Origin of the sequence: Burkholderia sp. KBS0801 (assembly GCF_005937855.2) — a bacterium.
In the GTDB taxonomy this organism is placed as follows: domain Bacteria; phylum Pseudomonadota; class Gammaproteobacteria; order Burkholderiales; family Burkholderiaceae; genus Burkholderia; species Burkholderia ambifaria.
In genome coordinates, this window is record NZ_CP042178.1 from 1,764,651 (window position 1) to 1,779,580 (window position 14,930).

A 14,930-nucleotide genomic window follows, 5' to 3' on the forward strand; every position below is an offset into this window, starting at 1 on the left:
ACCTTTTCCGGTGTCGCCATGAGACTCCCCCGCTTCATCCCTCTGTTGGCACTCGTCCTCGCTCCCGCTGCTCACGCCGCCGACAACCAGCCCTGCGACGACGCAGCCATCACGGCCGTCGCCCGCTGGGCCGGCATCGCGAGTGCACGCATCGCCACGCGCGACGCGGACAGGCTCGTCATCGCATCGGCGTGCAAGGTGATGCCGAACTCGCCGCAGACGACAATCGCAGCCGTCGCGTTCGATTCGCTGCCGAAGAACGAGAACCCGGGCGGCAACAACAAGCTCCAGTCATCGCGCTTGTCGAAGGCGGCAAGGTCGTAGCGGCCGATCGGTCGGTGATCGAGGAAGATGCCGCGACGGAGGCCGGCGAGAACAGCTATCGCATCGACACCGCGCCGTATCGGCTGTCGCCCGATGTGCGCGCATTCGGTGTCGTGTTCCTGAGCAGCGCGCGCGGGGCGAGCTGTCCCGATGCAAGTGCAAGCGAAGAGCTGACGCTGTGGGTTCGCGAAGGCGATCGTATCCGCCCGGTGTTCGGCACGAACCTGTACGGCTGGGTCAGTGTCGAAGGCGACGCCTGCGGTCCAGGCACCGGCGACGCCCGCAGCGAAGATGCGAACATGACGATCGCCGTCGAGAAAACATCGAGCCATGGCTTCGCCGACCTGTCGATCACCGCACACGTCACGGAGACGCAACGCAAGGACGGCAGCTATTCGGAGACGGGCAAGCGAACCGCGCGCACGGTCGTCAAATACGACGGCAAATCGTACGGCATCAATATGTTCCGGAACTTCTGGTAATCGCCCGCCGCGCGGAAGCGCTTCAAGTAAGACGGCGCCCGCCTACTCCACCACCTTCGGCCCGATCGCATCGGTCGCCGCCGGCATCCGCAGCGCGTCGTCGCGCACGCGTCGCGCCTCGCGGGCGGTGTAGCGATCCTTCAGCCGCAGGAACGGTTTTTCAACGAGGAAATAGCTTGCCGTCGCGGCCAGCAGCGCCCACACGATGCCGAGCGGAAACGCATGCGCGACCGGCAGCCCCGGGTTCGCGAACGGTTGCTGCCACAGATACAGGCTGAACGAAATCGTACCGACGAACACGACCGGCCGAGCCCGCAGCCATCGCGCGCACCAGAACTCGCTGCGGAAATTCAGCACGACGATCACGATCGCGATCAGCGCGGCCTCGATCGTCACGCCGTAGGTTGCATTCCAGAAGCCGCCGAGCCGATGTTCGGCAAGCGGCATCCCGAACAGCACGATGAAGACGATCGCCGTCACGATACGCGTCTCGCCGCGCCACGAGCCAATCCACGCTTCGAGCCGTTCGCGGTTGAGCGCCGCGTAGCAGCCGATCAGGATCGGATCGACGCCCGTATGCAGCATCATCGCGAGCTGCCCGCGCAGCGCCGGCGCAACGAAATACGTCAGTGTGCGCACGAGCGGCACGGCGAGAATCAGCACAGCCAGCCAGCGTGTGCCGCGGTGGCGGGTGCCATACACGAACAGCAGCGGCCAGAACCAGTAGAACTGTTCCTCGAGCGCAAGTGACCAGAAATGGCCGAGATACCACGCGCCGTCCGGATGCAGCGCGTTGTCGCCGGCCAGGCCGAACCACGCCGAGTAGTTCCACAGATGCAGCGCCGCATACAGCCACTGGCGGCGGTCGACGTCGAGTAAGCCGGCGACGGCGAGGATGCCGACGACCGCGAGATACACGTAGCAGGCCGGCCAGATCCGCAGCGCGCGGCGCACGTAGAACGACGTGAGCGCGATCCCGCCGGTGCGCGCGAACTCCGCGCGCAGCACGTTGGTGATCAGGAACCCGCTCAGGACGAAGAAGATCAGCACGCCAAGCCGGCCGTCGGCAATCAGCCGCAACGGCGCGAGCCAGCCGGTGTAGCCGCCCGGCAGCACGTGCTCCGCGTGGCCGACGACAACCATCGTGACCGCGACGGCGCGCAACCCTGTCAGCTGCTTGACGCGATGGTTCATCGGATGACTTCCGTTGGCACGGTGGAGGGATGGCAGGCCGACGCGCAATTCCCGATTCCGAGCCAGCGCCGACATGCCGCCGCGATTTTGTCTGAAAAATATCGGAATGAAATTATTTCAAAAATTCAGGGGCGCGGGCCGCCGCGCAGCGGCCCGAATGAATGGGCATAATGACCGGCATTGTCCGGCGGCAGCGGCGGCCAGATGCAGACACAACGAATCTTGCGGCGCCGCAATCTCCCGCGATACCGGCGCTGCCGTATTCCGCTCGCATCCCGGCCCGCGCCTCGTCCGCCGTCCTGTCGACCCTCACCCGGAGCCTGCCTGTGTACCCACCGATCGAACCCTACGCCCACGGCCACCTCGACACCGGCGACGGCCACCACATCTACTGGGAGCGCTGCGGCAACCCGTCCGGCAAGCCGGCGGTGTTCCTCCACGGCGGCCCGGGCGCCGGCTGCAGCCCCGACCATCGCCGTCTGTTCGATCCCGAGCGTTACGACATCCTGCTGTTCGACCAGCGCGGCTGCGGGCGCTCGACGCCGCATGCCAGCCTCGACAACAACACGACCTGGGACCTGGTGGCCGACATCGAGCGGCTGCGCGAGATGACGGGCGCGGAGCAATGGCTCGTGTTCGGCGGTTCGTGGGGCAGCGCGCTCGCCCTCGCCTACGCGCAAACACACCCGCAACGCGTGAGCGCGCTCGTCGTGCGCGGCATCTTCACGATGCGTCGCGCGGAGTTGCTGTGGTACTACCAGGAAGGCGCGTCGTGGCTGTTCCCGGACCTGTGGGAGGAATTCCTCGCGCCGATTCCGGAAGCGGAGCGCGGCGACCTGATGGCCGCGTACCATCGCCGGCTGACGGGCGACGACGAAGCCGCGAAGCTCGAAGCCGCGCGTGCATGGAGCCTCTGGGAAGGCCGCACGATCACGCTGCTGCCCGATCCGGCGCTGGCCGAGCACTTCGCGGATGGCCGCTACGCGCTCGCGTTCGCGCGGATCGAAAACCACTACTTCGTGAATCGCGGGTTCGTCGACGAAGGCCAGTTGCTGCGCGATGCGCATCGCCTCGCCGGCATTCCGGGCGTGATCGTCCAGGGCCGCTACGACATCGCGACGCCCGCACGCACCGCGTGGGATCTCGCGAAAGCGTGGCCCGACGCGACGTTCGAAATCGTGCCGGACGCCGGGCACGCGTACAACGAACCGGGCATCCTGAAGGCGCTGCTCGCCGCAACGGACCGGTTCGCCGCGTAAGCGCAATCAGCACTGAGAGACACCATGCAGCGCGCTGCGGCCGGCAAGACCGGCCTGCACGCGCCGCGCCGCCCCGCTCACAACGCGGCTTCGACGATCGTCCGGCCGCTGATCGCGCGCTCGACGAGCTGTTCGTCCCCGACCTTGCGGATCGCATCGTCGAGCAACCCTTCCGGCTCCTCGGTCGCCACCTTCAGCAGGCCGGACAGCCCGCGCGCGTCGAGCACCACCAGCGTCTCCATCGAATCCGCGCGGCTCACGAGCACGCGGCGGAACGCAGGGCCCGCGCCGAAGCTCGCGCAGAGCGCGATCGTCTCGTTGCCGAGCGGGTAGTCGAAGTTCTTGATCATCTCTGCCGCCGTTGCAAGGGAATGGCTGCGCGCGACGGCGCGGCGCCGTGACGTCGACGCACCCGCGCGTGCCGCCGGCGCCGGACCGGTCCGATCCGTTCGCCGGCACCATCATGCTAGGCGGGCAGTATTAACGACGACTTAAACGGCCGGCGAGCGGTGTATCGGGCCGATCACCGCGTATCACGACGCTTCGTCGAGCGGCTCGACCGTCACGCCGACCTTCAGCTCCTGATCCGCGCCGCCGCCGCGTATCACGCCGCGCAACGGCGTCACGTCCGCATAGTCGCGGCCGATCGACAGCATCACGTAGTCGTCACCCGGCGCACGGTCGTTGGTGGGGTCGAGTTGCAGCCAGCCGCCATCTTCGGGCCATGCCGGGTCGTACACGTCGATCCATGCATGCGACGCATCCGCGCCGATCAGCCGCGGCTGCCCGGGCGGCGGCTGCGTCAGCAGATACCCGCTCACATAGCGCGCGGCGAGCCCGAGCGAGCGCAGCGCGCCGATCATCACGTGCGCGAAATCCTGGCACACGCCCTTGCGCAATCGCAACGCATCGAGCGCGGTCGTCGTGATGTCGGTGCTGTTCGGCGTATACGCGAAATCGGCGTGAACCCGGCGCATCAAGTCCCACGCGGCCTGCACGAGCGGCCGCCCCGGTGTGAAGCTCGCGGCCGCGTATGCAGCCAGCTCGGGATCGCACGCCACGTGCGGCGACGCAAACACGAACTCGCTCGCCGCGTCGTACGGCTGTCCCGCGCGAAACTGCAAGCGCTCGCGCACGGCTTCCCACGCCATCGCATGATCGGCGTCGGGGCTCGCGATCGCGGGCGGCGGTGCGCCGCGTGCCCCTAGCGACCATACGGGCGCGCTCACGCGCACCGTGCTGCGGCTGCGCACGAGCAGCGCATCGTGAGGCTGGTTCAGCGCGAACGACGCGCGCGCGTTGCCGAACGCATCGATCTCGGTGCAGACCGACTCCGGGGCGGGCTCGATGTCGAGCGCGAACGACAGCACCTGCTGGCGCGGCGTCGCGAGCGGCTGCAGCCGCGCCTGGTGCTGCGCGGATTCGACGCGCGCCGCGTAGCGGTATTCGGTGTCGTGCGTCACGCGCAGCACGCGACCGGGCGTGACGGCAGTCGGCGCCGCGGGTGTGGCTGGTGTAGCCGCCGGCGCGTCCTTCGCGCTGCCGGAAGCCGGCGCGGGCGACATCTTCGCCGCGTGTTTCGTCGTCACCATAGCGTCCGGCCCGCGTCGCGCACATGACTGAAATAGCGCTCGCCGATCCGGTTCGACAATTCCCACACCGCCTTCACGGTCGTGTCGAGCGCGTCGAGCAGCTTGTCGTGCCGGCCGTCGTCGCCGGTTTCGCACAATTCGTGCAGCGACCACGCGGGCACGTCCGGAATCGTCTCGGCGAGTTCGGACAGCGCATAGCCTTCGCTGCGCTCGACCTTCGTCAGCCGGCCGCGCAGCGCCTGCACGACCCAGCCGAGCGAGCGCGGGTTGTCGGTGTCGAGCACCACGAGCGACAGCAGCGGCGCGACGTCGAAGCCGCGCTGGAACCGCGAGCGGAACGTGATCGTGCTGTCGAACAGTTCGAGCACGAGCTCGAAGCCGTCCTGCCGGTGCACGGCGCCGTCGTCGAACGCGAACTTCAGCACGCTGCACAGGAAGTCCAGCCGCTCGATCTGCCGGCCGATCGACAGCAGCCGCCAGCCGTCGTCGCGCGTCATGTTGTCGGTCTGCGCGCCGGTGATCGCACCGAGCAGCAGGCCCAGCCGCTCCAGCAGTTGCAGCGCCTCGTTGCCGATCTGTTCTTCGGCTTCCGGATGGTCGGCGCTGTCGGCGAACAATTGCGTCGCGTCGTCGATCAGCCGCCACTGATCGCTCGACAGCCGCTCGCGGATCGCGGCGGCGGCGCCGCGCATCCCGAACAGGCAGGACGCGATGCCGGACGTGCGGTCCGCCCCACGCGTGAGCGACGTCGCGAGCGCGTGCTGGAACGCACGCGGCGCATCGACGGCGTTCGGCGCGTCGGACGCGATCAGCCCGGTGTCGCGGCACAGCGTGTCGATCAGCTCCAGATGCGCGGGACTGTCGACGTCGTCCTCGCCGCGCAGCCGCTCCAGCGCGGCGCGCGCGAGACGCATCAGGCTGGTCGCGCGCTCGGTGTAGCGGCCGAGCCAGAACAGGTTCTCGGCCGCGCGGCTCGCGATCGCGCGCGGGTGCTCGACGAGATCATCGGGGCCGAGACGGGTCTGCAGCAGCGTCGTCGAATCGACGATGCCTTCGGTCATCACCCACGTATCGACGGTGCTGCCGCCGCGCGGCATCGGCGCGTTGAACAGCGTATCGCGCGTGCCGACCCGCGACAGGCCGCCCGGCAGGAGCCGCCAGCGCTGCGCGCCGTCGGCGAGCGCGAACACGCGCAGCAGCAACGGTTTCGGCACGATGCGCGCGCCGCCGTTACCGTCGGGCGCGTCGCGCCCCGGCCAGGTGGGCGCCTGCGACAGCGGCAGGTCGGCCTGCACCGTGTAATGCTCGGGCCGCGCGAGGATCCGCGCGCGCCACTCGGCCAGCTGCGCCGGCGTGAGCCGCGCGCCGATCACCGGATCGAACCCGCCGCCGGCCTGCGCGTCGGGCGGATACGACGGTTTGACGATGCCGCGCGCGAGCTGCGGCAGCGCGTCGTCGCACGCGGCGGCCTCGCCGCACCACCACGAATGTACGGCGGGCAGCGTCAGCGTTTCGCCGAGCAGCGCTTCCGCGAGGCGCGGCATGAAGCCGAGCATGCCAGGCGACTCGAGGAAGCCCGAACCCGGCGCATTCGCGAGCAGCACGTTGCCCGCGCGCACGGCCTGCAGCAGCCCCGGCACGCCGAGCATCGAATCGGGCCGCAGTTCGAGCGGATCGAGCCACGCGTCGTCGACGCGCCGCAGGATCCCGTGCACGGGCTCGAGCCCGCGCAGCGTCTTCAGGAACACGTGGTTGTCGCGCGCGGTGAGGTCGCCGCCCTCGACGAGCGTGAGACCGAGATAGCGCGCGAGATACGCATGTTCGAAGTAGGTCGCGCTGTGCGGCCCCGGCGTCAGCAGCACGATCCGCGAATTCTTGGCGGTAGGGCTGAGTGCCTGCATGCTCTGCAGCAGCGACCGGTACGCGGCCGCGAGCCGCTGCACGCGCAGCCCGCGAAAGCCGCGCGGAAAGAGCCGTGACACGATCAGCCGGTTTTCGAGCAGATAACCGAGCCCGGACGGGCCCTGCGTGTGCTGCGCGACGATCCGCCATTGCCCGTCGGGGCCGCGCGCAAGATCGAACGCAACGATGTGCAGCCACGTGTCGCCCGGCACGCGCGCGCCGCGCATCGCGCGCAGGTAGCCCGGGTGGCCGGTGACGAGCGCGGGCGGCAGCAGCCCGCGTTCCAGGATCGTCTGCGGTCCGTACAGGTCGGCCATGGTCGCGTTCAACAGCCGCACGCGCTGCAGCACGCCGCGCTCGATCGCGACCCAATCCTCGGGCGTGACGATCAGCGGCAGCAGGTCGAGCGACCAGGGGCCGGCCGCGCCGTCGCCCGCGCGTTGCTCGTGGAGCTGGTAGAACAGGCCGTTCTCGCGCATGCGTCGCTGCAGCGCGTCGGCGCGGCGATCGAGGTCAGCCACGCCGTCGCTGCCGATCGACGTGAAGAAGCTGCGCCATGCGGGGGCGAGCAGCGGCGCGGTGAGGCCGGCGGCACTGCCGCGCAGTTCGTCGTAGCGGCCGGCCGCGGCCGGCGCCGCGAGCGCGGCGGCCAGTTCCGCGGCGTCCGGCTGCGCGCCGGTATCGAAAAGCGTGGGCATCGCGTCGGCGTCGGCGAGATTGTCGGGGTGAATGAGCGGCACGGTCGGTATCGTTCCGTCGTCAGGGTGCGGCCGTGCCCGCGCGCCGCCGCAGCGGCGGCCGGGCACGGCGGACGCGGCGGGCAGCCGCGGCCTGCCCGCATCCTAGCACTCCGGCCGGCGCGCCGGGAGGTCGCGAACCGCGCACCGTCGAGCGTCCGTTCATCCGGCGCTCAGGGCCGCCGCAGGTCGAGCGTGAACGGGAATTCGCGGCTCGGCGCGGCGGCCGATGCCGTCATCCGTCCCGGCGTGTGTCCCATCTCGACGAAACGCGTGAGCCGGCGGCTTTCGGCCTCGTACGCATTGACCGGGAACGTCGCATAGTTGCGCCCGCCCGGATGCGTGACGTGATACCGGCAGCCGCCGAGCGAGCGCTGCAGCCACGTGTCGACGATGTCGAACGTGAGCGGCGCGTGCACGCCGATGGTCGGATGCAGCGCCGACGGCGGCGCCCACGCCTTGTAGCGCACGCCCGCGACATATTCGCCGACGGTGCCGGTGGGCTGCAGCGGCAGCGGGCGGCCGTTGACGGTCACGACGTGCCGGTTGTCGTTCAGCCCCGTCACGCGCACTTCGAGCCGTTCGACCGACGAATCGACGTAGCGCACCGTGCCGCCGGGCGCGCCCTCCTCGCCCATCACGTGCCACGGCTCCAGCGCGCCGCGCAGCGACAGTTCCATCCCGTTCACCGCGATCTGGCCGAACAGCGGGAAGCGGAACTCGAAGTGCGGCGCGAACCACGCCGGATCGAAGCCGAAGCCGGCGTCGCGCAACTCGGCCAGCACGTCGTCGAAATCCATTTTTAGGAACGCGGGCAGCATGAAGCGATCGTGCAGCGCGGTGCCCCAGCGCGTGAGCGGCGTCGTGTACGGCGCGGCCCAGAAACGCGCGACCAGCGCGCGCAGCAGCAGTTGCTGCACGATGCTCATCCGCGCATGCGGCGGCATCTCGAACGCGCGCAGTTCGAGCAGGCCGAGACGGCCGGTCGACGAATCGGGCGAATACAGCTTGTCGATGCAGAACTCGCTGCGGTGCGTGTTGCCGGTCACGTCGATCAGCAGGTTGCGCAGCACGCGGTCGACCAGCCACGGCGGCATGTCCTGCCCGTACAGCAGCTTGTTGCGCTGGATTTCCGCGAACGCGATGTCGAGCTCGTAGAGCTGGTCGTTGCGCGCCTCGTCGACGCGCGGCGCCTGGCTCGTCGGGCCGATGAACAACCCGGAGAACAGGTACGACAGCGACGGATGGTTGTGCCAGTAAGCGATCAGGCTCGCGAGCAGGTCCGGGCGGCGCAGGAACGGGCTGTCGGCCGGCGTCGCGCCGCCGAGCACGAAGTGGTTGCCGCCGCCCGTGCCGACGTGCCGGCCGTCGACCATGAACTTCTCGCTGGACAGGCGGGACTGCCACGCGGCGTCATACAGGAATTCGGTCTGCTCGACGAGTTCGTCGAAGCTCCGGGCCGGATGGATGTTCACCTCGATCACGCCGGGATCGGGCGTGACCTGCAGCAGCTTGAGCCGCGCATCGCGCGGCGGCGGATAGCCTTCGAGCACGAGCTTCACGCCGATCGCGTGCGCGGTCAGCTCGATCGCCGCGAGCAGGTCGAGGTAATCCTCGAGCGCGGCGAGCGGCGGCATGAACACGTACAGGATGCCTTTGCGCACTTCGGCGCACAGCGCGCTGCGCGTGATCCATCCGGCGGATTCGAAGCGCTCGGGGCGGCGCTGCGAATCCTGTTGGCCGGGCGCGTGCCGTCCGGCTGCGTCGGTGCCGTCGCCGCGCCACTGCATGACCGTTTGCGTGGGCGCTTCGCGATGTGCGCCGGCGAGATAGCGCGGCGCGTCGGCCGTGCCCACGTGACGCGCACGGAACGCGGTCGCGTCCGGCAGCGCGGCGCGCGGCGCGAACGGATCGCGTTCGACCAGGTACGGATAGTCGGCGCCGGTGACCCACGGCAGCGAATCGAGCGGCAGCCGATAGCCCATCGGCGAATCGCCGGGCACGAGATACATCCGCTCGTCGCGGAAGAACCACGGGCCAGTCTGCCAGCGCGGACCGTCGAGACTCGACCGATCGCTGCCGGACTCGTCATCCGCGCACTTGAGCGGCAGCACGTAGCCGACCACGCTGTCGAGCTTCTGGTCGAACACCTTGCGCAGCCGCGCGCGTTCGAGCTCGTCGTCGAGGCGCGAATCGAACGGATCGACGTTGACGGGCAGCCGGCGCTCGCGCCACAGGTAGTACCACACGTCCTCGTAACCGGGCTGCACGAATTCGTGGGTCAGGCCGAGGCGCGCGGCCAGCGCGTCGATGAAGCGCTTCGCGTCGTCGGTCGTCAGCGCGGACGGCTCGCGCTCGTCGGCGAACAGCGACGGATCCTGCCACACCGGCTGACCGTCGGCGCGCCAGAAGATCGACAGCGCCCAGCGCGGCAACTGCTCGCCCGGATACCACTTGCCCTGCCCGAAATGCAGGAAGCCGCCTTCGCCATATTCGGCGCGCAGCCGCTGCACGAGTTCGGTCGCGTAGCCGCGCTTGGTCGGGCCGAGCGCATCGGTGTTCCACTCGGCGCCGTCGCGATCGTCGATCGACACGAAGGTCGGCTCGCCGCCTTGCGTCAGCCGCACGTCGCCGGCCGTCAGCGCGCCGTCGACCTGCGTGCCGAGCGTGCGCACGGCCTCCCATTGCGACTCGGTGTACGGCTTCGTCACGCGCGGCGATTCGTACACGCGCGTGACCGTCATCTCGTGCTCGAACGACACCTCGCATTCGTCGATCAGCCCTTCGACCGGTGCGGCGCTGGTCGGCTGCGGCGTGCAGGCGAGCGGAATATGCCCTTCGCCGGCGAGCAGGCCCGACGTGGGATCGAAGCCGATCCAGCCGGCGCCCGGCAGATAGACCTCGCACCAGGCGTGCAGGTCGGTGAAGTCGACCGACGTGCCGCTCGGGCCGTCGAGCGCCTTCACGTCGGGCGTGAGCTGGATCAGGTAGCCGGACGCGAAGCGCGCGGCGATGCCGAGATGCCGGCACAGCTGCACGAGCAGCCATGCGCTGTCGCGGCACGACCCGGACGCGAGCTCGAGCGTCTGCTCGGGCGTCTGCACGCCCGGCTCCAGGCGCACGAGATAGCCGATGTCGCGCTGCAGCTGCTGGTTCAGCGCGACGAGGAAGTTCGTGGTGCCGGCCGGCGTGCGGTCGACGCTGTCGAGATACGCGCGGAACCGCGGGGCCTCGCTCGTGGCCGGATCGCACGCGAGATACGGCGCGAGTTCGGTCTTCAGCGCATCGTCATAGCTGAACGGATATTGCTCCGCGCTCGCTTCGAGAAAGAAGTCGAACGGGTTGTACACCGACATTTCGGCGACGAGATCGATGGTGATCTCGAAGCGTTCCGTGCGTTCCGGAAACACGAGCCGCGCGAGATAGTTCGAAAACGGGTCCTGCTGCCAGTTGATGAAGTGCTCGGCGGGCTCGACCGTCATCGAATACGCGACGATCGGCGTCCGGCAGTGCGGCGCGGGCCGCAGCCGCACGATCTGCGGCCCGAGGTTGACGGGCCGGTCGTAACGGTAGCGGGTGGTGTGATGCAGCGCGACGTGGATGGGCATGGGGGAGCCGCTCGGTTCGGGTTGGGCCGGCCGCGCGCGCCGCGTCGCCGTCACTGCGGCGGCACGGCACGGCGAATTCGGCGAAGGGGCGCGTCAGACCAGTTCCGGCGACTGCACGACGCTGATCTCGACACCGACGGCGCGCGCGCCGAGTCCTGTCACCGGCTGCGCGTCGCGATGGTCGAGGCCGACCGCGATGCGCACGTAGCGCTCGTCCGGGCAGCGGTTCATGAACGGATCGAAGCCGACCCAGCCGAGCCCCTCGACATAGGCCTCGGCCCACGCGTGCCCGGCCGGCTGCTGCATCAGCGCGGCCGCTTGCGGCTGCGCGCCGAGCGCCGGCTGCTGCAGCCCCTGCGACTGTGATTGCCCCTGCGACTGCGATTGCGACTGGGATTGCGACTGCGCGGCATGCGACGCGCCGAGCGCCTGCTCCATGCCCTCGCCGCTCTGCAGCGCAAGCGCTTCCTCCTGGTCCTCGTCGCTCACGCTCTGCTTCGCGTCGGCGATGCGCTGCATCGCGCTGTCGGCGAGCACGTAGCCCGAGATATAGCGCGCGGGAATCTTCAGCACGCGCGCGGCCGCGATGAACGCATGCGCATGGTCGCGGCTCGTGCCCTCGCCGTTTTGCAGCGCGGTTTCGGCATCGACCGGCGCGTCGGCCAGGGTCGGCGCGTACGCGATGCGATCGTGCACTTCCGTCATCAGCCAGTGCAGCGCATCGAGGCTGTGCGGCTCGATCGGCAGCGCCTGCGCGAGCTCGCGCACGGTGTCGCCGGCCTTCGTGAGTGCGGTCTCGCGCTCGAAGATCCACGGCGGCGCATAGCCCTCGGAGTTGCCGAGAATGCCCGCGCGGTCCTGCGTCTCGACGACGCCGGCCGCGACCACGACGATCTCGTTCCTCGCGCCGGGGTCGTGGCGCACGAGATCGATCCGGTTGCCGAAGCCGTCCGCATAGGACAGCGTCGGCTCGACGCCGTCGATCGTGACCTGCCACGCGCGCACCGTCTGCCCGGGCCCCGATTGCGGGCGCAGCCGCAGCCGTTGCAGCGCATGGGTGGCTTGGTCGTCGAACTTATAACGCGAGATGTGTCGGATGGCGAGTCGCATGGCAAGTCTCAGTCGAAGTTGTAGGCCTGGGCGATATCGGCCCCGAGGCTGTTGTTGCGGCCGATGAAGTCGGTCAGGAACTCGTGCAGGCCGCTCTTGAAGATCCGCTCGACCGAGGTATCGGACAGCATCTGCAGGATCTTCGCGGCCGTGTCGTGACACGGGTGTGTCACGCCGTAATCCTTCGCGAGCAGGTTCAGGCTCGACACGACGCGCCCGTAGCAGTAGCGCAGCGAACGCGGCATGCGGCCGTTCAGGATCAGGTAGTCGGCGATGTTCATCGGCTTGTACTGCACGTCGTACACCCAGCGATACGACCGGTGCGCGGCCACGCAGCGCAGGATCGTCTCCCACTGGTAGTTGTCGAGGATCGTGCCGACGTGCGACACCGACGGCAGCAGCAGGTGATACTTCACGTCGATGATCCGCGCGGTGTTGTCGGCACGCTCGACGAACGCACCGATCTGCGCGAAATCGAAGATCTCGTTGCGCAGCATCGTGCTGTAGAAGCTGCCGAGGATCAGCGCGGTTTCGCGCTTCACTTCGTCGAGCACCGCCGGCAGCCCGCTCTCCGGCACCGGCTCCGCGAGCGCGCGGCGCAGCGCGAGCCACGCGCCGTTCACGCTTTCCCACGCCTCGCGCGTGAGCGCCGTGCGCACCATCCGCGCGTTCGAGCGCGCGGCCTCGATGCACGACAGCACGCTCGACGGATTGTCGCGATCGCGCAGCAGGTAGTCGGTCACGGTATCGGCGGCATATGCGTCGTACTTCTGACGATAGCCGTCGTCCGCGCCCGAGCTGACCAGCACCGACGACCATTCGGCCGGCGCGTCGGCCGTGCGCGTGAGCGCCATCCGCAGCCCGGCATCGACGATGCGCGCGATGTTTTCCGCGCGCTCGATATAGCGGTACATCCAGTAGAGCCCGCTCGCAGTTCGTCCCAGAAGCATCTCGTGTCCACTCCGTCTTCGTTCGGTTCGCGCGCCGGCTGCGGCGCGCGCGGTCGTGCCCGGCTCAGTCGGCCAGCACCCAGGTGTCCTTGGTGCCGCCGCCCTGGCTCGAGTTGACGACAAGCGATCCTTCCTGCAGCGCGACGCGCGTCAGCCCGCCCGGCGTGATGCGGATCCGATCCGACACCAGCACGAACGGCCGCAGGTCGACGTGGCGCGGCGCGAGGCCGGCTTCGGTCAGGATCGGCGTCGTGGACAACGCCAGCGTGGGTTGCGCGATGTAGTTCGCGGGTCGCGCGCGCAGCTTCGCGGCGAACGCCTCGAGTTCGGCCTTCGACGCGCACGGCCCGACCAGCATCCCGTAGCCGCCCGAGCCGTGCACTTCCTTCACGACCAGTTCGTCGAGATGGTCGAGCACGTATTTCAGGCTGTCGGCCTCGCCGCAGCGCCAGGTCGGCACGTTCTCCAGCAACGCCTTGCGGCCGGTGTAGAACTCGACGATCTCCGGCATGTACGAGTAGATCGCCTTGTCGTCGGCGATGCCGGTGCCCGGCGCGTTCGCGATCGTGATGTTGCCGGCGCGATAGACATCCATGATCCCGGCCACGCCGAGCACCGAATCGGGGCGGAACGTGAGCGGATCGAGGAACGCGTCGTCCACGCGGCGGTACAGCACGTCGATCTGCCGGAAGCCTTCGGTCGTGCGCATCGCGACGCGGCCGTCGACCACCTGCAGGTCGCTGCCCTCGACGAGGTGCACGCCCATCTGGTCGGCGAGGAACGAATGTTCGTAGTACGCGGAATTGTGGATGCCGGGCGTGAGCACGGCGATGGTCGGGTTGTCGGCGTTGCCGCCCGGCGGGCACACGGCCGCGAGCGATTGCCGCAGCATCTGCGGATAGGTCTCGACCGGGCGCACCTTGACCTGCTGGAACAGCTCCGGGAAGAGCTGCATCATCGTCTCGCGGTTTTCCAGCATGTACGACACGCCCGATGGCGTGCGCGCGTTGTCCTCCAGCACGTAGAACGCGTTTTCGCCGGTGCGCACGATGTCGACGCCGATGATGTGCGTGTAAACGTTCCCGGGCGGCCGGAAATCGATCATCTCCGGGATGAACGCCTCGTTGTGCGCGATCAGGTGCTTCGGCACGATGCCCGCGCGGACGATTTCCTGGCGGTGGTAGATGTCGTCGAGGAACGCGTTGAGCGCCATCACGCGCTGCTCGATGCCGAGCGACAGCCGGCTCCATTCCGCGCCCGAGATGATGCGCGGCACGATGTCGAACGGAATCAGCCGCTCGGCGGCCTGCGCGTCGCCGTACACGGCGAACGTGATGCCCGTCCTGCGGAACACGCCTTCGGCGTCGTGGGCCTTCTGGGCGAGGCTTGCTGGGTTCTGCGTGTCGAGCCACTGCTTGAGGCGCGCGTAAGGCGCTCTCACCATGTCGCCGGATTGCAGCATTTCATCGAACGGTTTCATCGAATTGTTCTCCATCGTTCTCCCCGGCATTGCGCATGCCGGACCGGCGTACTCACTTCTTTGCAAGGAACGTGCCTTGCGCTATCCGCTCGATTCCCCCCTTTTGGCGCCGCAGCGCGCACGCTCGTGCGCCATGACGCACCACGACGGTGCAGCGACGGCTCTCTCCGCCGCATCGACGCGCCGCGATCGCGCGCGCCAGTCGAACATAGTTCCCCCGCGTGTCACCAATGCGCAATCTGCACTGCACCAAATGGGCGCCCGTGCCCATCGTGGCCGTCGTGGCGAATGG

At 68.9% G+C, this 14,930-nt stretch carries 10 protein-coding genes and 1 pseudogene; 3 read left to right on the forward strand and 8 right to left on the reverse strand.

The window, feature by feature from the left end; genetic code table 11:
- Positions 1-18 precede the first annotated feature (18 nt).
- Positions 19-806, forward strand: a pseudogene (locus FFI87_RS24750) (multidrug ABC transporter ATPase).
- 42 nt (positions 807-848) lie between these two features.
- Here the strand turns inward: FFI87_RS24750 and FFI87_RS24755 are convergent.
- Positions 849-2,000 (reverse strand): acyltransferase family protein, encoded by a 1,152-nt coding sequence (locus FFI87_RS24755; protein ID WP_138848681.1) that lies wholly within the window; start codon positions 1,998-2,000, stop codon positions 849-851.
- Positions 2,001-2,003: 3 nt separating this feature from the next.
- Between FFI87_RS24755 and FFI87_RS34590 the strand changes: the two genes are divergently transcribed.
- Positions 2,004-2,171, forward strand: a complete 168-nt coding sequence (locus tag FFI87_RS34590) for a hypothetical protein (RefSeq protein ID WP_186381732.1) — start codon at positions 2,004-2,006, stop codon at positions 2,169-2,171.
- Between the two features lie 155 nt (positions 2,172-2,326).
- Positions 2,327-3,259, forward strand: a complete 933-nt coding sequence (gene pip, locus FFI87_RS24760; protein WP_006760245.1) for a prolyl aminopeptidase — start codon at positions 2,327-2,329, stop codon at positions 3,257-3,259.
- A 77-nt stretch (positions 3,260-3,336) separates the two neighbouring features.
- Here the strand turns inward: pip and FFI87_RS24765 are convergent, their stop codons facing one another.
- From FFI87_RS24765 to FFI87_RS24795, 7 genes are all read right to left on the reverse strand, one after another.
- Positions 3,337-3,609: a hypothetical protein gene (locus FFI87_RS24765; protein WP_060346405.1), complete on the reverse strand. Its 273-nt coding sequence runs from the start codon at positions 3,607-3,609 to the stop codon at positions 3,337-3,339.
- Positions 3,610-3,792: 183 nt separating this feature from the next.
- The gene (locus FFI87_RS24770) at positions 3,793-4,851 is read right to left on the reverse strand and encodes a transglutaminase N-terminal domain-containing protein (RefSeq protein WP_138848680.1); all 1,059 of its coding nucleotides are present in this window, start codon (positions 4,849-4,851) and stop codon (positions 3,793-3,795) included.
- Entirely contained in the window at positions 4,845-7,451 is a 2,607-nt protein-coding gene (locus FFI87_RS24775; protein ID WP_138850180.1) for a circularly permuted type 2 ATP-grasp protein, read from the reverse strand. Before FFI87_RS24775 ends, FFI87_RS24770 begins: the two co-directional genes overlap by 7 nt.
- Positions 7,452-7,663: 212 nt before the next feature.
- Positions 7,664-11,098, reverse strand: coding sequence for a DUF2126 domain-containing protein (locus FFI87_RS24780; RefSeq protein WP_138848679.1), 3,435 nt, complete (start codon positions 11,096-11,098; stop codon positions 7,664-7,666).
- 93 nt (positions 11,099-11,191) lie between these two features.
- Positions 11,192-12,208 (reverse strand): transglutaminase domain-containing protein, encoded by a 1,017-nt coding sequence (locus tag FFI87_RS24785; protein ID WP_138848678.1) that lies wholly within the window; start codon positions 12,206-12,208, stop codon positions 11,192-11,194.
- A gap of 8 nt (positions 12,209-12,216) precedes the next feature.
- The gene (locus tag FFI87_RS24790; protein ID WP_011658544.1) at positions 12,217-13,158 is read right to left on the reverse strand and encodes an alpha-E domain-containing protein; all 942 of its coding nucleotides are present in this window, start codon (positions 13,156-13,158) and stop codon (positions 12,217-12,219) included.
- Between the two features lie 64 nt (positions 13,159-13,222).
- Positions 13,223-14,638, reverse strand: a complete 1,416-nt coding sequence (locus FFI87_RS24795) for a circularly permuted type 2 ATP-grasp protein (RefSeq protein WP_006753602.1) — start codon at positions 14,636-14,638, stop codon at positions 13,223-13,225.
- Between the last annotated feature and the right edge of the window lie 292 nt (positions 14,639-14,930).